Raw genomic sequence first — 18,768 nt, 5'->3', positions numbered from 1 at the left:
GGGGTGCAGGGTCTGGGGTGCAGGGTCTGGGGTGGGGGTCCGGGGTCCGGGGTGGAGGGTCTGGGGTGGGGGTTACGACACCGTGCCGTAGCCGGTGTTTCTGACCAGCCAGTCGCTGTAGATGAGACTGCGCCGTACCGTGTCGGTGTGGGCCTGGCGGGCCTGGGCGAGCACCCAGGCGGCGTCGGGGGCGGAGGGGTGGCGGCCGAGGAGGTGCCGCCAGCGGAGCGGCGTGCCCGCGAGCGGCAGCATGACCAGCCCCGGCGCGGGCTGGTGGGTGGCCTGGCAGAGTGCGACGGCCCGGCCGACCTGGACGAGGTGGATGCAGGTGGACACGTCCGTCTCGTAGATGGTGCCCGGCGTGAACCCGGCGCGGGCGCAGGCGATGGCGAAGCAGTCGGCGAAGCAGCCGTCGCAGGGGGTGACCGCCCACTGTTCGTGCGCGAGGTCGGCCAGCTCCACCTCCTTCTCGGCGGCCGCCGGGTGCTGCTCGCTGACCAGGACGAACACGGGGTCGACGCTGATGGTCTCCCACGGCAGCCTGCCGGCCGGGGCGCCGCTGTCGCCGCAGGCGCCGATGAGCGCGAAGTCGAGGCGGCCGAGCTCCACCCGGGTGATCAGCTCGTGCGCCGACCAGCTCGTGTACGTGGTGACCGGGCGTCCGGTGGCCAGCCGGTCGACGAGGCCGCCGAGGATGGGCCCGTGGGTGGCGCCTATCCGGAACCCCGGGGAGGGGGCGTGGGCGAACCGGGCCGCCTCGTCCTGGAGTTCCTGCGCGGCGGGTAGCAGCACCCGGGCCCTGGCGATGACCAGCTCGCCGAGGCGGGTGGGCCGGGCGCCGTGCCGGTCGCGCTCGAACAGGGTGCCGCCGAGGGCCCTCTCGATGCGCTTGAGCTGGGCGGTCAGGGCCGGCTGGGCCAGCCCGAGCAGAGCGGCGGCCTTGCTCACACTTCCCGCGTCCGCGATGGCGCGGACGATTCTGAGGTGCCTGAGCTCAAGGTCCATAAACGGGAAGGTAAGACGGCCGTCCCCTCCCGACAATGCCTTATGTCAGGAAATGTGACAGATATTGTTGAGCTCCTTCCGGGGTAGGGGGGTTCCCATGACGACGATGGGCATTGATCCGAGAGACCTGGACGACGACGACCTGATGCGTGAGCTGCGGCAACTGCACACCACGCGGACCGACACCCTGTTGCACGGCTCCGACGACGCGCTGGCGCGGCACACCTCGCGGACGAACGAGCTGGAGAGCGAGTACCTGCGCCGCTGTCCCGAGCGTGACGTGGACCCGGGCCGGCTGCGCGAGGGAGCGAGGATGCGCTGATGGCTCGTGACCACGACGTGCAGGCCCTGTCGGACGTCGACATCCACGTGTACGAGGCGGTCGCCTCGCAGGCGCTCGGCGGCGACCCCGCCGAGCTGGGCGCCCTGGCCCACGCCACCGGGCTGGAGGAGGACGACGTACGGCGGAGCCTGGCCACGCTCGTCGAGCAGGGGTACGTGGTCCCCAAGGGCGACGGGTTCGGCCTGGGCGCGCACACCTTCGGCCTCGACTACTGAGGACCGCCTGGACCGCTGCTAGACGTCGAGGACGAGCTTGCCGACGAAGGCGCCGCTCTCCATGAGCTCGTGTGCCTTGGCGGCGTCGGCCAGCGGGAAGACGCGGTCCACGTGCGCGTTCAGCGTCCCTTCGGCCGCCAGCCGGGCCACCTGCTCCAGCGCGGCGTGGTCCGGCTCGACACTGAAGCGGCCCCATCGCAGGCCCGCCTGCTCACAGGCCGCCTCGTCCTCGGGCGTCATGCCCGCCCCGCCGATGAACACCCCGCCCGGCCGCAGCACCGGCACCGACCTGCGCGGGTACTCGCCGCCCACCATGTCGAGCACGACGTCCACGTCCGACACCGCCTCGGCGAAGTCGACCCGGGTGTAGTCGATCATCTCGTCGGCTCCCAGCCCGAGCACGAAGTCGTGCTTGGCCGCCCGGGAGGTGCCGATGACGTACGCGCCGCGCTGCTTGGCGAGCTGGACGGCCAAATGCCCGACGCCGCCCGCGGCCGCGTGGACGAGCACGCGGTCCCCGGGCCGTACCGGGCCGATGTCCTCGAACGCCTGCCAGGCGGTCAGCGCGGCCATCGGCAGCGCCGCCGCCCGCACGTGGTCCACGCCGGCCGGCTTGCGGGCGAACTGCCGCGGCCTGGCGATCACGTACTCGGCGTACGCGGAGGCCGGGATCGGGAAGTTCAGCATGCCGAAGACCTCGTCGCCCGGCCGGAAGCGGCCGGTGTACTCGCCGATCTCCTCGACGACCCCCGACACGTCCCAGCCGGGGATCATCGGCGGCTCGGTGTAGTGCGGGGGGAACGGCACGCGCCGTAGCTTCCAGTCGGGCGGGTTCACGCCCGCGGCGCGGACCCGGACCAGGATCTCGTGCCGGTCCGGCACCGGCCGCGGGACGTCGGCGACCTCCAGCACGTCAGGCTCGCCGAAGGAACGGTAAACGATCGCACGCATGCGACATCTCCTTGGTTGTCGTGGGGATGCCGCCATGCTGGCGCCCGGAGATATCGCTTGTGAAGAAGGCACCTTTTCGGTAGTGAGGTACCCGATGGATACTACGTTTCCTGATCTGCGGCAGTACGGCGGCGCCGACGCGTTCCTCCGGGAGTGCCAGGCGCGCATCGTCTTCGACATGTTCACCAACAAGTGGGCCGGGCTGGCGATGGGCGCGCTGCTCGGCGGCCCCCGGCGGTTCAACGAGCTGCGCCGGATGCTCGACGGCGTCACCCAGAAGATGCTGGCCCAGACCCTGCGGGCGCTCGAACGCGACGGCCTGGTGACGCGCACCGTCTACCCGACGATCCCGCCCCGGGTGGAGTACGAGCTGACCGAGCTGGGGCGCAGCGCCTCCGCGATGCTCCGGGCGATCGGCGAGTGGTCCGGCGAGCACGCGGACGAGATGATCGCCGCCCGGCGGGCCTACGACGAGCGGGCCGCCCGTCCGGTCGAGCCGGTCAGGGCGTGAGCGACCTGACCAGGTACTTCGCCGTGTAGGTGGAGGCGCGGGCCAGCTCGGCGGGGGTGCCCTCGAAGACGACCGCGCCGCCGTGCCGGCCCGCCTCCGGCCCGAGGTCGATCACCCAGTCGGCGTGCTTGACCACGTCGAGGTCGTGCTCGACCACGACGACCGTGTTGCCGGCGTCCACCAGCCGGTCGAGCAGCGCCAGCAGCGTGCCGACGTCGGCAGGGTGCAACCCGGTGGTCGGCTCGTCGAAGACGTACACGTTGCCGGTCTCGCCCAGCCGGTGGACCAGCTTGAGCCGCTGACGCTCGCCGCCCGACAGGGTGCTGAGCGACCGGCCGAGCGTCAGGTGGCCGAGCCCCAGCTCGCCCAGCCGCGCGATCCCCGGCAGGTCGAACACGGCCGCCGCCTCGTCGGCGGTCAAGGCGAGCACGTCGGCGATGTTCCGCCCGGCGACGGTGTGGGAGAGCGCCTCGGCGCTGTAGCGGGTGCCGCCGCACCCGTCGCAGACACGGGTGACGGGGTCCATGAAGGCCAGGTCGGTCTTGATCTCCCCACGGCCCTTGCAGGACGGGCAGGCGCCGGCCGAGTTGAAGCTGAACAGGGCCGGTCCGGCCCCCGACACCTCGGCGAACAGCCTGCGCAGCGGCTCCATGGCGTTCAGGTAGGTGGCGGGGGTGGAGCGCGGCGAGGCGGCGATCGGCGACTGGTCGACGACGACCGTGCCGGGATGCCGCGCGGGCAGTTCGTGCCGCATCAGCGTGCTCTTGCCGGACCCGGCCACGCCCGTGACGGCGGTCAGCACGCCGAGCGGGACGCCGACCGTCACGTCCTTCAGGTTGCACGAGGAGGCGCCCGCGATGGTCAGCCACCCGGCGGGGGCGCGGACGGCGTCCTTGGGCGGGGTGGCGTGGCCGAGCATGCGGCCGGTGAGGGTGCCGCTGTCGCGCAGCCCGGCGACGCTCCCCTCGAACACCACCCGCCCGCCGGCCACGCCCGCGCCCGGCCCCATGTCCACCACGTGGTCGGCCAGCGCGATCACGTCGCGGTCGTGCTCGACGACGAGCACCGTGTTGCCGGCGTCGCGCAGCTCCAGCAGCAGGTCGCCGAGCCGGTGCACGTCGCGCGGGTGCAGGCCGACGCTGGGCTCGTCGAAGATGTACGTCATGCCGGTCAACCCGCTGCCCAGGTGGCGCACGGTCCTGAGCCGCTGGGCCTCGCCGCCCGACAGCGTCGGCGTCTCCCGGTCGAGGCTGAGGTAGCCGAGCCCGATCGCGTCGATCCGCCGCAGCGACGTCACGGCCGCCTCGGCGACCGGGTCGTCGAGCCGTTCCAGCACGCCGATCAGGTCGGCCACCTCCATCGCGCAGTGGTCGGCGATGCTCAGCCCGTCGATGCGCGAGGCGAGCGCGGCCGCGTTCAGCCGCCGGCCGCCGCAGGCGGGGCAGCCGGCCTCGCGCACCATGGCGCGGGCCGCCTTGTCGAGCCCTTCGAGGTCGCGGTGGAGGTGGATCCGGTTGAAGCGGGTGACGACGCCCTCGTAGTCGTTGACGCGGTCGCCCCGGCCGATCGTGCAGCCGCCGCCGTACAGCAGCAGGTCGAGCTCCTGCTCGGTGAAGTCGCGCAGCGGCTTGCCGGGGTCGAACAGCCCCGAGTCCGCGTACAGCCGGTGGGCGTAGCCCCCGACCTTGAACATGCGGATCGCGCCCTCGTCGAGCGACAGGTCGCGGTCGAGGAGCCGGTCGAGGTCCACCTGGATCTTCTTGCCGAGGCCGTCGCACCCGGGGCACATGCCCTGTGGGTCGTTGAAGGAGTAGGCGGTGGCCGGGCCCGCCGACGGCTCGCCCCGGCGCGAGAACAGCACCCGCAGCAGGGCGTGGATGTCGGTCATCGTGCCGACCGTCGAGCGGGCGTTGCCGGTGACCTGCAGCTGGTCCACGACGACGGCGGCCGTCAGCCCGGTCAGCCGGTCGGCGCGCGGACGCTCGTGCTTGGTGAGCCGGTGCCGGGCGAACGCGCTGAACGTCTCGGCGAGCTGGCGCTGCGACTCCGCGGCGATCGTGCCGAACACCACCGACGACTTGCCCGATCCCGAGACGCCGGTGAAGACGGTCAGCCGCTCCTTGGGCAGCCGCAGCGAGATGCCCTTCAGGTTGTTCTGCCGCAGGCCGGTGAGCATGATGTCGCGTGACACGCTGTCCTCCGTAGCTCTGGCTAACGCTATTAGCCTAAGCTATATGGCGTGGCTGACATTTCCGATCGCAGAGCGCGCCGCCGGGCCGAGACGATCGCCGAGATCCTGGACATCGCGCTGGACGTGATGGCCGAGGAGGGGGTCGCCGGGCTGAGCCTGGCCGCCGTCGCCCGGCGGCTCGGCGTCCGGCCGCCGTCGCTGTACAAGTACTTCGCCTCGCGGCACGCGGTGTACGACGCGCTGTTCAGGCGTGGTCAGGAGGGCTACCTCGATGCGGTACGACAGGCGGCCGGGGGGCGGGAGCCGGGCCTGGCCACGATGGGAGCCTGTCTGGAGGCCGGTGCCCGCTGGATCATGGCCAACCAGGTGACGGCCCAGCTCCTGTTCTGGCGGCCGGTGCCGGGCTTCCAGCTGTCACCCGAGGCGTACGCGCCCGCGCTGGCCGTCCACGAGCACTTCGCCGCGCTGATCCGGGCGGCGGTCGAGCGCGGCGAGTTGCATCCGGACGCGGCGGGGGAGGACGGCCTGGCCCTGGCGGCCGCTCTCATCGCCGGGCTCGTCTCGCAGCAACTCGCCAACGAGCCGGGCGCCACCTACGAGGAGGGACGCTTCACCCGCCAGGTCCCGCGACTGTCCGCGATGTTCGCGGCGATCTACCCGCCACCGTGAGCCGGCGGGCAGTTACCCGCCGCCGTCAGCGCGCTGCGCCTGAGCAGGAGTGGGCGTGCGGCGCCTCAGCAGTCGTGGGCGCGCGGGGGGATGCCGGCGGCGGTGAGCTGGGCGCCCGCGGGCGGCGCGCCGCGCCGGTTGTCGATCTCCAGGTACGGCACGGCGGGCGGCTCGTCCACCATGATCGCCTTCAGGAACGCGTCGAACCCCGCCAGCTTGCCCGCGTCCCTGCCGAGCCCGCGCTCCAGCAGCCGCTCACGCAGCGTCTCGCCGTCCGAGCGCACCCAGAGCAGGCGCACCGGCGGGCCGCCCAGCTCCGCCACCCATCCGGTCCACCGCTGCGCCGAGTGGACCTGCCCGGTGAACGGGCCGTCGAGCAGCACCGGGCAACCATGGCCGCGGATCTGCCGGGCCAGCCGCGTCAGCCCGGCGTACTCGAAGCGCTTCACGTGCTCGTCGTACCAGGGGCCTTCACGCTCGCCGTACGGCCTGCCGTGCCCCTCCAGGACCGCCGCGACGAAGTCGCCGTAGACGGTGTCCTTGTCGAGCAGGGCGGGCACCGGCGACAGGCGGTCGAGCAGCTCGGCCGCGACCGTCGACTTGCCCGCGCCAGGCGGCCCGCAGACCACCCACACCGTGCCGATGTCCGTGCTGGCGCGGGCGTTCACGGAGCCGGTGCGCGTCAGGCGTAGCCGCTGGTCAGCCAGCGCAGCGGGTTGTCGTGGGTGATCAGCCGGATGACGTCCTCGCCGGTGCCCGCCTCCCGCAGGCGGGGTAGCAGCTCGCGGAACAGCAGCCCGTAGCCCGGCCCGCCGTACTTGGTGACCTGGGCGATCCGGCTGAGGCCGGTGCTGAGCAGCAGCCGCTCGGCGTGGCCCTCCTCGACGAGGTCGAGCGCGATCCGGACCGCCTGCTCCAGGCCCGCGCCGAGCGCGGTCACGCTCACGTACGCGCCCGCTTCGGCGATCTTGCGTGCGGTGGGGACGTCCGCGCCCGCGTAGCCGACGCTCACGCGCGAGCCCGGCACCCCGTTCCCCAGCAGGAGCTCCAGGATGCCCAGGCCGTCGCGACCGTAGGTGGCGACCGGCAGGCGGGTGAGGACCGACGCGCGGGCGGCGGCGACGAGCGCGCGCTCCTCGGCGGGCGTCGGCGTGTCGCCCCAGCAGCCGACCTCGCCGATCACGCCGGGGAACACCCCGGTCCCGTCGAGACCGTCGGAGATCTCCCGCATGAGCGTGCCGGTGAGCGTGTCCACGTCCGCGTCGCGGATCTGCGTGAACGGCCCGGCGAACAGACCCGTCCCGGCGATCACCGGCACGCGGCTCGCCGCGGCGACGCGGGCCAGCGTGGCGGCGTCGCGGCCCATCCCCATGGAGGTCAGATCGACGACCAGGTTCAGCCCGTCGGACTGGCGCGCCTCGTGGAGCTCGGCTGTGACGGTGTGTTCCTCGTCGAGCCAGCGGTGCGGGTCGGAGTCGATGCCGACCGCCCAGCGCATGTCGGTGCGCAGGTGCTCGTGGGGGAGGACGGCACCGTCGATGGAGGCGGCGCGGACGGGGCCGGTGACGGTGCGAAGCATGACCTCGGGCATAGGAGACATTAACCGATGATGGGAGGTACCTGCGGTTTCAGGCATGAGATTTTACCTTTGTCCGAGTTTATGGGTCATGACCCTTCTGTGGCGTCTGGTCCCGGCGGAAGGGCCGTATTCTTGGGAGGCACACCGAACGCCCGGGGGTACCGTGCCGATCCAAGACTCCGACGCTGGGGACGCCGACGTGGTCAAGGACGACGCCGCGCGGCGGTCCGGCATCCCCGAACGCCGCACCGGCCTGCACGGCTGGCTCGACGGCATCAGATCGACCCGCACGGGCGCGCTCACCCTCAAGATCGTGATCGGCGTGATCGGCGCGATCATGGTGGTCGGCGGGCTCATCATGGTCCCGTTCCCCGGCCCGGGCTGGCTCGTGGTCTTCGCCGGGCTCGCCGTGCTGTCCACCGAGTTCCACTGGGCGCACCGGCTGCTGGAGTTCGGCAAGCGCGTGCTGCACGCCTGGACCGAGTGGTACAAGCGGCAGGGCTGGACGGTGCGCATCATCGTGCTCATCGTCACGGTGGCCGCGGCGACCGTCATCGTCTACTTCGGGATGAGGACCCTCGGCATCGACCTGCTCATGTACGCCCAGCGGTTCGTCTGATCACAGGTAGAGGCCGGTGCCGTGGTCGGTCTCCTGGGTGGCGACGGCGTGCAGGTCGCGCTCGCGCATCACGAGGTAGGTCTGCGCGTGCAGCTCCACCTCGTACTGGTCCTCGGGGTTGAGCAGCACCTTGTCGCCGACCTTGACCGAACGCACGTTGGATCCGACGCCGCAGACCTCGCCCCAGGCCAGCCGGTTGGCCAGCTTGACCGTCGCCGGGATGACGATCCCCGAGCCGCTGCGCCGCTCCTCGGCCTTCTGCTCCAGGCGGATCATCACGCGGTCGTGCAGCATCTGAATCTCGAACTTGGGCTGTTCCACGGGCCAAGTTTACGTTCCGCCGCGACGCCGTCGCCCAGCCGGACGCGCCCGTGCCGCGCGACGCCGTATCGAGCGCATCCCTCCTGTATCACCACCGACCACCACAAAGGTTCACGCCGTGAGAGGCTGGCCCCATGCACGAGGTGGAAGCCAGGGTCCTCGACGCCATCGACGACGCCGACACCGTCGCCCTGCTGGCCGAGACCGTCCGGGTGCCCAGCATCACCGGCACCGACGCCGAGTCCGAGCTCCAGCACCGCCTGGGTCGGCTGCTCACCGAGGCCGACCTGGACGTGGACGTCTGGAAGATCGACATCGACGGCCTCAGGCGGCGCGACGACTGCCCCGCCACCGAGGCGCCCCGCACCGAGGCGTACGGCGTCGTCGGGGTGACCGGGGGAACGGGCGCACCCGCGCTGGCGCTGCAGGGCCACGTGGACGTCGTGCCGGTCGGCGACCTGGCCAAGTGGGAGGGCGGCGATCCGTTCGCCGCGCGGATCACCGGCGACACCCTGCACGGCAGGGGCGCCTGCGACATGAAGGCCGGCCTCGCCGCCAACCTCGCTGTGGTGCGCGCGATCAAGCGCTCCGGGGTACGGCTCGCCCGGCCGCTCGCCGTGCACTGCGTGGTCAGCGAGGAGGACGGCGGGCTGGGCGCCTACGCCACGCTGGCCCGGGGCCACACCGCCGACGCCGCCGTGATCACCGAGCCGACCAGCGGCGCCGTGATCACCGCCAACGCGGGGGCGCTGACGTTCCGGCTGGAGATCGAGGGGCTGGCCGCGCACGGCGGGGCCCGGCTGGAGGGGGTCAACGCCGTCGAGGTGTTCTGGCCGGTGTTCGAGGAGATCAGGCGGCTGGAGGAGGAGCGCAACCGCGACGTGCCGACCGTGTTCGGCGACAACGTCCTGCCGTACCCGATCGAGATCGGCACCGTGCGGGCGGGCGACTGGGCGAGCACCGTCCCCGACCTGCTCGTGGCCGAGGGACGGATGGGCGTCCGGCTGGACGAGGACCCGGCCGAGGCACGGGCCGCGTTCGAGGAGGCGGTGCTGGGCGTGCCCAGCCCGTGGCTGCGCGACCACCCGCCGGTCGTGACCTGGCCGGGCGGGCAGTTCGCCAGCGGGCGGCTGCCCGCGGGCCATCCGCTGCTCGGGGAGGTGAACCGGGCCGTCGCCGACGTCTGCGGCACCTCGCCGCGCGAGGCCGCCGCGCCGTACGGGAGCGACCTGCGGCTGTACGCGGCGGGCGGCATCCCGACGCTGCACTACGGGCCGGGCGACGTGCGGTACGCGCACGCTCCGCGCGAGCAGGTGGACCTGAGCGAACTGCGCGAGGTCACCCGCGCCCTGGCTCTCCTCGCGGTGCGCCGCTGCGGCGCCCACTGAGCAACCGCACAGACCGTCCCCGCACAGACCGTCCCCGCACAGACCGTCTCCGGGCGGCTCGCGTCCGGGCGGGCCGGGCGTGCGCGGGCGGGATGCGCGCGGGCGGGGTGTCAGGCGTCGGCGGCGACGCGGCGGCGGGCCTCCGGGACGATGAGCGGGGTGCCCGTCTGCGGGTCGGGGATGATCTCGCAGCGCAGCTCGAACACCTGCTCCACGAGCTCCGGCGTGACGACCTCGGCCGGCTCGCCCTCGGCGACGATCCGCCCCTCGCGCATGACGATGAGGTGGGTGGCGTAGCGGCACGCCTGGTTGAGGTCGTGCAGCACGGCGACCATGGTGCGGCCCGCCTCGTGCAGGTCGGCGCACAGGTCGAGCACCTCGATCTGGTGCGAGATGTCGAGGAACGTCGTCGGCTCGTCCAGCAGCAGGATCGGCGTCTCCTGGGCCAGCGCCATGGCCAGCCACACGCGCTGCCGCTGACCGCCCGACAGCTCGTCCACGATCCGGTCGGCCAGCCCGGTCACGTCGGTGGCGCGCATCGCCTCGGCCACCGCCGCCTCGTCGGCACGCGACCACTGGCGCATCAGCCGCTGGTGCGGATAGCGGCCGCGCGCCACCAGGTCGGTCACGGTGATGCCGTCGGGCACGATCGAGCTCTGCGGCAGCAGCCCGAGCCGCCGCGCCACCTGCTTCGACGGCAGCGAGGTGATGACGCCGCCGTCGAGGTGCACGGCCCCCTTGCGGGGCTTGAGCATGCGGGCCAGGGCGCGCAGGAGGGTGGACTTGCCGCACGCGTTCGGCCCGATGATCACGGTGAACGACTCGTCGGGGATCACCACGTCCAGGCCGTCGGCCACGACGCGCTGGTCGTAGGCGAGGGTCAGGTCGCTGCCCGACAGGCGGCTCCCGCGGGGGTCGGGACGGGACATCAGTGGCGGTCCTTTCGCAGGAGCAGGGCCAGGTAGACGCCGCCGATCGCGGCGGTCACCACGCCGACGGGAAGCTGCTGGGGCGCGATCAACCGCTGGGCGACCAGGTCGGACAGGGTGAGCAGCACGGCTCCCACGAGAGCCGACGCCGTCAGGGTGACGCCGGGCGAGCGGGTGAGCCGGCGGGCGAGCTGCGGCGCGGCCAGCGCGACGAACGCGACCGGCCCGGCGGCGGCCGTGGCCACCCCGCACAGCAGCACGCCGGCCGTGACGGCCGCCGCCCGCACCACCTCGACGTCGATGCCCATCGAGCGGGCCGTGTCGTCGCCCATCTCGATCATGCGCATCGGCCTCGACACGTACGCGCAGACGGGCAGCAGGGCGGCCAGCGCCAGCCCCACGGGGACGGCGTGGTCCCAGCCGCGCCCGCCGAGGCTGCCGGTCAGCCACGCGCCGGCGGTCGCGGCGTCGTTGATGTTGGCCCGGGTCAGCAGGTAGGAGTTGACCGAGATCAGCAGCGCGTTCGCGCCGATGCCGACGAGCACCAGCCGGTAGCCCTGCACGCCCCGCCGGAAGGCCAGGCCGTACACCAGGGCCGCCGTCAGCACGCAGCCCACCATGGAGCCGCCCGCGACCTGCACCGCGGTGCCGCCGGTGACGACGGCGAGGATGCCGCCGGTGGAGGCGCCGGCGGTGAAGCCGATGAAGTCGGGGCTGCCGAGCGGGTTGCGGGTCACGCTCTGGAACAGCGCGCCGCTCAGCCCGAACGCCGCCCCCACCAGCAACCCGGTGACCACGCGGGGCGCGCGCAGTTTGCCGACGATCAGCTCGGCCACGGGCGTGCCCTGGCCGAACAGCGCGGTCAGGACGTCGGGCACCGGCACGGTGAACTCGCCGGTCGAGATCGCCGCCACGGCCACGGCGAAGGCGACGAGCACGAGCGCCACTCCGGTGACCAGGGCACGCGGCGCCGGCCGCAGCGACCAGGGGCCGACCCGGAGCGCGCCGCGCGGCCGCACGCGGCCGGGTCCGGCGGCGGACCGCGGGGTCTCGGTGCGGGTCATAGCGCGGCGATCCTCCTGCGGCGGGCCATGAGGATGAAGACGGGCGCGCCGAGCAGCGCGCACATGATGCCCACCTGCACCTCTCCGGGCCGGGCGACGAGCCGCCCGGTCACGTCGGCCGCGAGCAGCAGCACGGGCGCGACGACCGCGGAGTAGGGGAGCACCCATCGCTGGTCCTGCCCGACCATGGCACGCACGGCGTGCGGCACGGCCAGCCCGACGAACCACAGCGGCCCGGCGGCGGCCGTCGCCGCCCCGCACAGCAGGGTCACCGCGACGGCGGCGAGCACCCGGGTGCGGGTCACCGCCACCCCGAGCGCCCGGCCCGCGTCGTCGCCCAGCGACAGCATGTTGAGCGGCCTTCCCAGCAGCAGCCCCACGGCGAGACCGGCGGCCATGAACGGCGCCAGCCTCATCAGCGTGTTCGCGTCCTGCCCGGCCAGCGAGCCGGTCAGCCAGAACCGCATGCGGTCGAAGGTCTGCGTGTCCATCCGCAGGATCGCCGACGACGCCGCGGTGAGCACCATGCCGACGGCGATGCCCGCGAGCGCCAGCCGGACCGGCCCGGCGCCCGAGCGGCCCGCCGAGCCGAGAGAGAAGATCACGACGGAGGTGAGTGCCGCGCCTCCGAAGGCGAACCACACGTAGCCGGCCGGGTCGGACACCCCGAGCAGCCCGAGGGCCACGGTGACGCCGAGCGCGGCCCCCTGGTTGATGCCGAGCAGGCCCGGGTCGGCCAGCGGGTTGCGGGTCAGGCTCTGCATGAGCGCCCCCGCCAGGCCCAGCGCCGCGCCCACGCCGATGCCGAGCAGGGTGCGCGGCACCCGCAGCTCACGCACCACGGTGTGGTCGCTGGAGCCGTCGGGCGCCACGAACGCGTCCAGCACCGTGGCCGGCGGTACGGCGCGCGCCCCCAGCGCGACGCTCGCCAGCGCGGCCAGCGCCAGCACGCCGAGCGCGACGACGAGCCCGACCGCCAGCGCGGCCGGCCGACCCCGTCCGGGCGCTCGCTCCTCGCCGGCCTCGGCTGGCCGGTGCACGGCCTGCGCGTCCGGTCGCACCTGGGACCCCTCTCGTCATCGTCAAAGTAAGGTAAGGCTAATCTCATGCCTGACCATGAAGGCAAGCCTAACCTTAGGAGATCGACATGACGGAACCGGTACTGGCTCGCAGGGGCTTCCTCGGCGCGGCGGCGGGCCTGGCCGCGGCGCTGGCCCTGGCGGCGTGCGGGTCGGGATCCGGGACCGGCGTGACCACGACCGGTGACGCGGGCGGCTCGGCCTCGCAGAGCGCGGCCGCCGGGACCGCGTGGACGTACACGGACGACCGCGGCAAGAAGATCGAGCAGCCCAAGGCCCCGTCCAGGGTGGTGGCCCAGGTCGGCTCCGCGGCAGCCCTTTGGGACTTCGGCGTGCGCCCGATCGCGGTGTTCGGCCCCCACAAGCTGAAGGACGGCAGCAAGGACCCCCAGGTCGGCAACGTCGACATCACCAAGGTCGAGGGTCTCGGCAACGTCTGGGACGAGTTCAACGTGGAGAAGTACATCTCCCTCCAGCCCGACCTGCTGGTGAGCAACATGTACCTGAAGGACACGCTCTGGTACGTCCCGGAGAAGTCGAAGGCCACGATCGAGCAGGTCGCCCCGACCCTCGGCATCATGCTCACCGGCAAGAGCGCCACCGACGTGATCGGCAGGTACGAGGAACTGGCCAGGTCACTCGGCGCCGACATGCGGGGTGTGCCCGAGGCCAAGGCGAGGTTCGAGGCCGCGACCAAGGAGCTGGCGTCGTTCAAGGACCTCAAGGTCCTCATGATGTCGGGCGGCCCCGACACGATGTGGGTGGTCAACCCGCCCGAGTACCCGGACATCACCCACCTGACCAAGAGCGGCCTGACCGTCGTCACCCCCTCCAAGGTCGACGAAGGCGGCTTCTTCCAGTCGCTGAGCTGGGAGAACGCCGACACCTACGAGGCCGACGTCATCCTCTACGACACGCGGACCCAGTCGCTGACGCCCGAGGAGATGAAGAAGAAGCCGACGTTCGCCAAGCTGCCCGCGGTCAGGGCCGGCCAGCTCTACCCGTGGCGCGCCGAGGCGCCGTTCAGCTACCAGGGCTACGCGGCCTACCTGGAGGAGCTGGTGGCCAACCTGAAGAAGGCTAGTAAGCTCCCCTGACCTCGACGATCTCCGCCAGCGGGAACTCCAGGTAGTCGCCCGCCTCCTCGCACCACGCGTCGAGCGCGGCGCCGCGCAGCTCGCCGTGGCTGATCGTGGCGGTCAGGCCACCGGTCAGCGTGATGCCGGCACGCACGCCCCGGTCGACGACGAAGCCCAGCAGCGACTGCTGGGCCGTGGGCAGCCGGGTCGCCATCCGCCCGATGACGGCCCAGGTGCGGCCGCCGCCGGGCTCCGCGGACCGGCCGGCGGCGACCAGGCGGCGGGCGTGCTCGTACGGGTCGGGCACCGGCTCGGCGACCAGGTGTGCCTTGCCGTCGCCCAGAGCATCACCCGGCTCCGCCAGCTGGGCCACCTGCCCGCCGGGCAGCAGCACAAGCCTGCCGCCCGCGCTGCCCGCGCCGCCCGCGCTGCCCGCGCTGCCCGCGCTGCCCGCGCTGCCCGCGCTGCCCGCGCTGCCCGCGCTGCCCGCGCTGCCCGCGCTGCCCGCGCTGCCCGCGCTGCCCGCGCTGCCCGCGCTGCCCCGAGGCTCCTCGGGCCGGGTGCGCCGGATCGCGATCCGCCCGGTGTCGGCCACGGCCACCGGGGAGAAGCCGTTCTCGCGCAGCGCGGCCAGGGTGCGCTCGGCGCCCGCCGCGCTCACCAGCACCGTGGGCGCGAGCAACCGCAGGCCCAGCCGGGCCAGCCGCCGGTGCCCGGCGATCTCGGCGAGCAGCGCCGGGTCGGACGCCTGCACGACGCAGCCGACGGTGGTCACCGTGACCTCGCCGTGCCGCCGGGCCACGTCGTGCACGAGGTATTCGAGGGTTTGCGGGATCGTGCCGACCGCGGCCAGCTCCTCCAGCAGCTCGCCGGCCTCGTGACCGAGGTCGAGCGCGCCGCGCACGCTGTCGGGGGTGAACCGCCACACCGACGCCGCGCCCCGCGACTCCCGTTCGGCCACCCGGTCGAGCAGCGCCGCCAGCTCGGCCGAAGGCGGCCCGGTGACCACGGCGGTCAGATCCGGGCCGAACAGCGCGCTCCTGCGGACGCTGGCCAGCGCCCGGGTGGACGCCTCCACCAGCACCGGGTCGTGCTCCACCGCCGGCACGTGGTCGTCGTTCTCGTCGCCCGCCCGGTCGGCCAGCCCGGCCAGGGCCCGGCCGAGGTCGGTGAGCGTGTCGTTGGCGAGCAGCCCCAGCAGCCGCGCCTCCTCCAGCACCGCCGAGGCGCACTCGTCGAGCAGCGCCCGGTCGAGCATCGGGGCGTGCCAGTGGACGTTGCGCACCAGGCTGTCGCGGTCGGCGGCGTCGGGGGACAGGGCCGTGCCGGCCGGCAGGTGCGCGAGCACCGACACCACGGCCCGGCGGACCCGGGCCACGTCGGCGCCGCCGCGGTCGTCGCCCAGCACCGTTCCGTACTTGCCGTCGATCCGCCGCAGCGACGAGCGCTCCATCCGCCACCACGCCGACAGCAGCACGCGCAGCCGGGCCGAGCCCTCGTCGAGCCGCCAGCGGTCGAACCGCTCGGTCGGCACCATGCCGCCCGACTCCTCGTCCCAGGCCAGCAGGCGGGCCACCGCGCAGAGCTCCAGCAGCAGCCGCGTCTCGTCCTCGTCGCAGCCGGTCTCCTTGGCCACGCGGCGCACCTCGCGCACGCCCACGCCGCCGGTCTTGAGCAGGGGCAGCGGCGTCTTGGAGGTGTTGTCGAGGATCGCCGCGCACCGTTCGACCGCGTGCGGGGCCGCCAGCGTCATCAGGTGGTCGACCTCCTCGGGGTCGACGGGGATCGTGGCGACCTCGGGCGCCTCGGGAGTGAAGGGCGGGTGGTAGCCGGGTCCGCGCAGGGCCAGGGCGACCTCGCGCGGCATCTCGGCCACGTGCCAGCTCGGCCGGTAGAGCAGCCCGTGGTCGGAGCTCCACTTCTCCGGGGTGCCGGGGAGGACGAACCTGCCGCCGTCGACGTCGCGGACGGGGCCGTCCCAGGCGAACAGGTCGAGCAGCTCGCGGGTGCCCTCGGGGGCGTGGCGCAGCAGCGCGGTCAGGTGACCTGGGTCGGCGAGCACCTCGGCGGCCCGGGCCAGGACGCGCCGCTTGTTGCCCTGCGTCGGGATGCCGAGCCCGCGGGCCAGCGCCCGCACCGTGTCGTTGCTGACCGTCCAGGAGTTGAGGTGGCGGTCGAGCGGCTCGCCGAGGCCGAGCGGCGCCGACCACCAGCGCGACACGGCCTCCGCCAGATGGAGCACGCCGTCGGCGTCCGGCCAGGCCAGCGCGTGGTCGCAGAGCCGGTCCAGCCACGGGGTCACCTCGTCGAGGGGCACCCCGAGCAGCTCCGCCACCCGTGCGTGGGTGGCGGGCCGCACGACCAGGCACGCCTGCGCCAGCTCCAGGCAGGGCAACGGGAGCCTGCGCAGGGCCTCCATCACGGCGAAACCGCTGCTCAGCCGCTGGGCGAGCGTGTCGAGCCGCCGCGGCCACGGCGCCGCGATGGCGTCAGGCCGGTTGGCGAGGATCCGTCCGAGCCTGTCTTCGTCAAGTGTCCGCAGCCAGCCGAGCAGGTGATCATCCATCGGTCAGCACTCTCATGGGGGTCGCGCGGGGGACTCACCGTGAGCCATGGCCATCCACGGTAGTGCAGATCACCGACCCTCAGGAGAGGACTGCCCAGACGATCTTCCCTCGGGGAGCGAGCGCCGACCAGCCCCAGCGCAGGCTGAGCGACTCGACGATGTGCAGGCCGAGCCCTCCGGCGTCGAGCGGCCCCGGATAGCGCAGCGCCGGCACCGCGGAGGCGGGGTCGGTGAAGGCACAGGTGACCAGCGGGCCCCGGCGGACCAGCGACAGGTGCACCGAGGGTCGCCAGCCCGGCTCCGTCGCGTGCAGGCCGTGCCGCAGGGCGTTGGTGGCGAGCTCGGAGATGACGAGTTCCATGTTCTCGGCCACCTCCGCCAGCTTCCAGGCGGTCAGCGCCCCGGCGGCGAAGCCGCGTGCGGCGTGCACGGACGCGGGCGTGGGAGGGAGGGCGAACGTGGCGCTCGCTGACGGGCCGGGGACCAGCAGGTCTCGTGCCGCCTCCGGCCACCAGCCGAGAGGGGGCCACCAGTCGAACGTGGTCCATTGGCCGGGCGCCAGGGTGGATTGCACTAGATCATTCTGCGACACACTCTCGTGCAGGTGCAAGGGCGAATGCACGTGCAGAGGATGCGTGCAACCGCTACGGTTTGCTCAATTGGTCAAAGTGGCGGGAAAGGGGATCTTGTCCGCGGCCCATGATCTTTCGGCCGTGAAGTGACAGACTATGAGTTAAGGAAACAACCAAGGAGCAGCGCGTGTCCCTCGATCCGCCCGGTTCTGGTTCGACCGTTCGGCGCATCATGCTCGGCGCCAGCCTCAGGCGTCTGCGTGAGGCCAAGCGTCTCACCCGCGACCAGGCCGGATTCCACATCCGGGCGTCCGAGTCCAAGATCAGCCGTATGGAGCTCGGCCGTGTCGGGTTCAAGACACGTGACGTGGAGGACCTGCTCACCCTGTACGGCGTCAGCGACGACGCCGAGCGCCGAGCCCTCCTGGAGATGGTCCGTGAGGCCAACACCCCCGGGTGGTGGCACAAGTATTCCGCCGTGCTGCCGTCGTGGTTCAGCACGTACGTGGGGTTGGAGGAGGCCGCGAGCCTGATCCGCACCTATGAGGTGCAGTTCGTGCCCGGCCTGCTGCAGACGGCGGACTACGCGCGCGCGGTGTTCCAGCTCGGCAATCCCGATGACGCTCCGGAGGAGATCGAGCGCCGTGTGCATCTGCGCATGCAGCGCCAGGAGCGCCTCACCCAGAAGGACGGCCCGCGCCTGTGGGCGGTCATCGACGAGGCGACGCTCAAGCGGACCATCGGCGGGCGAGAGGTCATGTACCGGCAGCTCCAGCACCTGCTGGAGGTCGCTGCCCTGCCCAACATCACCCTGCAGGTGATGCCCTTCAGGTTCGGCATGCACGCCGCTGAAGGGGGCGCGTTCAGCATCTTGCGGTTTCCGGAGTCCGACCTGTCGGACGTTGTCTATGTCGAGCAGCTCTGGGGTGCCCTGTACCTGGACAAGCGTGAGGACGTCGACCCGTACCTCACGGCCATGGAGCAGTTATGCGTGGAGAGCACCACGCCCGGGGGCACCGTCGAGCTCGTCGGCGGTCTTCTCAGAAAGATGTAGATGAAGCAGACCTACAACGGCATGCCCGCGACCGACCTCAAGCAGGTCGCCTGGCGCAAGAGCCGCTACAGCAACTCGCAGGGCAACTGCGTGGAGCTCGCCGAGCTCCCCGACGGCGGGGTGGCGGTGCGCAACTCCCGATTCCCCGACGGCCCGGCCCTGATCTACACCCGCGACGAGATCCGGGCCCTGGTGCTCGGGGTCAAGGACGGGGAGTTCGACGGCCTGATGGTGTAACAGCCTGTTAACCTCCGGCGCGTCCCCTTAACGGGGGCGCGCCGGAGGCGTAATGGCGCCGCCTCGCCGGGGCGGCATGATCGGCCCATGCTCGACCAGATGACTCTCTATCCGATCGCCGACGACGTGCTCTTCGCGCCGGGCGGCAAGGTCGTGATCCGCACGTACGGCGTCGCGCCCGCCACCGGCGCCGGCGGCTCGGTCTCCTACCGCACCTGGGTGACGGGTGTGCGCGACCAGCCGCGCTACTGGCACTGGGGCCACTTCGAGGACGCCGCGTCCGGTCACCGCCGGGTGCTGGAATGGCTGACCGGCCGGGGTCCGCAGCCGGCCGAGGCGATGGCGTGACCGCTGTGCTACGCTGCTGAACCGAGCAATCGCTTGGTTTAGGGAGGC

21 protein-coding genes are annotated in these 18,768 nt (G+C 72.8%); 10 read left to right on the top strand and 11 right to left on the bottom strand.

The genetic code is table 11. From position 1 onward, the window contains the following. Positions 1 to 72: 72 nt before the first annotated feature. The gene (locus tag FHU36_RS04080; RefSeq protein WP_185082456.1) at positions 73 to 1,005 is read right to left on the bottom strand and encodes a LysR family transcriptional regulator; all 933 of its coding nucleotides are present in this window, start codon (positions 1,003 to 1,005) and stop codon (positions 73 to 75) included. 106 nt (positions 1,006 to 1,111) lie between these two features. On the opposite strand from FHU36_RS04080, the gene FHU36_RS04075 reads away from it, so the two are divergent. Beyond that, positions 1,112 to 1,327: a DUF6158 family protein gene (locus FHU36_RS04075; protein ID WP_246501942.1), complete on the top strand. Its 216-nt coding sequence runs from the start codon at positions 1,112 to 1,114 to the stop codon at positions 1,325 to 1,327. After that, positions 1,327 to 1,563 (top strand): helix-turn-helix domain-containing protein, encoded by a 237-nt coding sequence (locus FHU36_RS04070; RefSeq protein WP_185082454.1) that lies wholly within the window; start codon positions 1,327 to 1,329, stop codon positions 1,561 to 1,563. The genes FHU36_RS04075 and FHU36_RS04070 overlap by 1 nt, the downstream gene beginning before the upstream one ends. Before the next feature lie 18 nt (positions 1,564 to 1,581). Here FHU36_RS04070 and FHU36_RS04065 read toward each other — a convergent pair whose 3' ends face one another. Then, positions 1,582 to 2,514, bottom strand: a complete 933-nt coding sequence (locus FHU36_RS04065; protein WP_185082453.1) for an NADP-dependent oxidoreductase — start codon at positions 2,512 to 2,514, stop codon at positions 1,582 to 1,584. A gap of 94 nt (positions 2,515 to 2,608) precedes the next feature. Between FHU36_RS04065 and FHU36_RS04060 the strand changes: the two genes are divergently transcribed. Then, complete coding sequence (locus FHU36_RS04060; protein WP_185082452.1) at positions 2,609 to 3,025, top strand: winged helix-turn-helix transcriptional regulator; 417 nt, start codon at positions 2,609 to 2,611, stop codon at positions 3,023 to 3,025. On the opposite strand, the gene FHU36_RS04055 is transcribed toward FHU36_RS04060, so the two are convergent. Then, positions 3,015 to 5,216, bottom strand: a complete 2,202-nt coding sequence (locus FHU36_RS04055; protein WP_185082451.1) for an ATP-binding cassette domain-containing protein — start codon at positions 5,214 to 5,216, stop codon at positions 3,015 to 3,017. The two genes, FHU36_RS04060 and FHU36_RS04055, sit on opposite strands and share 11 nt — an antisense overlap. A 48-nt stretch (positions 5,217 to 5,264) precedes the next feature. On the opposite strand from FHU36_RS04055, the gene FHU36_RS04050 reads away from it, so the two are divergent. After that, positions 5,265 to 5,885, top strand: a complete 621-nt coding sequence (locus FHU36_RS04050) for a TetR/AcrR family transcriptional regulator (protein WP_185082450.1) — start codon at positions 5,265 to 5,267, stop codon at positions 5,883 to 5,885. Positions 5,886 to 5,950: 65 nt separating this feature from the next. Here the strand turns inward: FHU36_RS04050 and FHU36_RS04045 are convergent, their stop codons facing one another. Both FHU36_RS04045 and FHU36_RS04040 read right to left on the bottom strand, forming a co-directional pair. Beyond that, positions 5,951 to 6,553 (bottom strand): P-loop nucleotide/nucleoside kinase family protein, encoded by a 603-nt coding sequence (locus FHU36_RS04045; protein WP_312891428.1) that lies wholly within the window; start codon positions 6,551 to 6,553, stop codon positions 5,951 to 5,953. Between the two features lie 14 nt (positions 6,554 to 6,567). Next, a complete protein-coding gene (locus FHU36_RS04040) occupies positions 6,568 to 7,464 on the bottom strand; it encodes a phosphotriesterase family protein (RefSeq protein WP_246501941.1) in 897 nt (298 codons plus the stop codon). Between the two features lie 163 nt (positions 7,465 to 7,627). On the opposite strand from FHU36_RS04040, the gene FHU36_RS45435 reads away from it, so the two are divergent. Beyond that, positions 7,628 to 8,083, top strand: coding sequence for a TIGR02611 family protein (locus tag FHU36_RS45435; protein WP_185082449.1), 456 nt, complete (start codon positions 7,628 to 7,630; stop codon positions 8,081 to 8,083). Here the strand turns inward: FHU36_RS45435 and FHU36_RS04030 are convergent, their stop codons facing one another. Then, positions 8,084 to 8,404, bottom strand: a complete 321-nt coding sequence (locus tag FHU36_RS04030) for a GroES family chaperonin (protein WP_185082448.1) — start codon at positions 8,402 to 8,404, stop codon at positions 8,084 to 8,086. 134 nt (positions 8,405 to 8,538) lie between these two features. Here FHU36_RS04030 and FHU36_RS04025 point away from each other — a divergent pair, with 134 nt between their 5' ends. Further along, a complete protein-coding gene (locus FHU36_RS04025) occupies positions 8,539 to 9,792 on the top strand; it encodes an ArgE/DapE family deacylase (protein ID WP_185082447.1) in 1,254 nt (417 codons plus the stop codon). 110 nt (positions 9,793 to 9,902) lie between these two features. Here FHU36_RS04025 and FHU36_RS04020 read toward each other — a convergent pair whose 3' ends face one another. The 3 genes from FHU36_RS04020 to FHU36_RS04010 are packed head-to-tail and all read right to left on the bottom strand — an operon-like array spanning position 9,903 to position 12,846. Further along, on the bottom strand, positions 9,903 to 10,721 hold the full coding sequence (locus FHU36_RS04020; protein WP_185082446.1) for an ABC transporter ATP-binding protein: 819 nt from the start codon (positions 10,719 to 10,721) through the stop codon (positions 9,903 to 9,905). Beyond that, positions 10,721 to 11,785: a FecCD family ABC transporter permease gene (locus FHU36_RS04015; RefSeq protein WP_185082445.1), complete on the bottom strand. Its 1,065-nt coding sequence runs from the start codon at positions 11,783 to 11,785 to the stop codon at positions 10,721 to 10,723. The genes FHU36_RS04020 and FHU36_RS04015 overlap by 1 nt, the downstream gene beginning before the upstream one ends. Then, positions 11,782 to 12,846 carry a FecCD family ABC transporter permease gene (locus tag FHU36_RS04010; RefSeq protein ID WP_185082444.1) on the bottom strand — a complete coding sequence of 355 codons (1,065 nt, stop codon included), beginning with the start codon at positions 12,844 to 12,846 and terminating at the stop codon, positions 11,782 to 11,784. The genes FHU36_RS04015 and FHU36_RS04010 overlap by 4 nt, the downstream gene beginning before the upstream one ends. 86 nt (positions 12,847 to 12,932) lie before the next feature. Here FHU36_RS04010 and FHU36_RS04005 point away from each other — a divergent pair, with 86 nt between their 5' ends. Beyond that, entirely contained in the window at positions 12,933 to 13,961 is a 1,029-nt protein-coding gene (locus tag FHU36_RS04005; protein ID WP_185082443.1) for an ABC transporter substrate-binding protein, read from the top strand. On the opposite strand, the gene FHU36_RS04000 is transcribed toward FHU36_RS04005, so the two are convergent. After that, positions 13,945 to 16,509 (bottom strand): helicase-associated domain-containing protein, encoded by a 2,565-nt coding sequence (locus FHU36_RS04000; RefSeq protein WP_246501940.1) that lies wholly within the window; start codon positions 16,507 to 16,509, stop codon positions 13,945 to 13,947. The genes FHU36_RS04005 and FHU36_RS04000 overlap by 17 nt on opposite strands. Before the next feature lie 79 nt (positions 16,510 to 16,588). After that, positions 16,589 to 17,083: an ATP-binding protein gene (locus tag FHU36_RS03995; RefSeq protein WP_185082442.1), complete on the bottom strand. Its 495-nt coding sequence runs from the start codon at positions 17,081 to 17,083 to the stop codon at positions 16,589 to 16,591. Between the two features lie 230 nt (positions 17,084 to 17,313). On the opposite strand from FHU36_RS03995, the gene FHU36_RS03990 reads away from it, so the two are divergent. The 3 genes from FHU36_RS03990 to FHU36_RS03980 all read left to right on the top strand — a co-directional run bounded on the left by FHU36_RS03990 (position 17,314) and on the right by FHU36_RS03980 (position 18,720). After that, positions 17,314 to 18,135 (top strand): Sco1979 family transcriptional regulator, encoded by an 822-nt coding sequence (locus FHU36_RS03990; protein ID WP_185084600.1) that lies wholly within the window; start codon positions 17,314 to 17,316, stop codon positions 18,133 to 18,135. Next, the gene (locus tag FHU36_RS03985; protein ID WP_101783248.1) at positions 18,136 to 18,372 is read left to right on the top strand and encodes a DUF397 domain-containing protein; all 237 of its coding nucleotides are present in this window, start codon (positions 18,136 to 18,138) and stop codon (positions 18,370 to 18,372) included. A gap of 87 nt (positions 18,373 to 18,459) precedes the next feature. Then, positions 18,460 to 18,720, top strand: a complete 261-nt coding sequence (locus tag FHU36_RS03980) for a hypothetical protein (RefSeq protein ID WP_185082441.1) — start codon at positions 18,460 to 18,462, stop codon at positions 18,718 to 18,720. The last annotated feature ends 48 nt before the right edge of the window (positions 18,721 to 18,768 follow it).

The organism is Nonomuraea muscovyensis (assembly GCF_014207745.1).
GTDB classification, from domain to species: domain Bacteria; phylum Actinomycetota; class Actinomycetes; order Streptosporangiales; family Streptosporangiaceae; genus Nonomuraea; species Nonomuraea muscovyensis.
The sequence above is the reverse complement of the archived record's forward strand: the minus strand, read 5'-3'. Positions and strand labels throughout refer to the sequence as shown.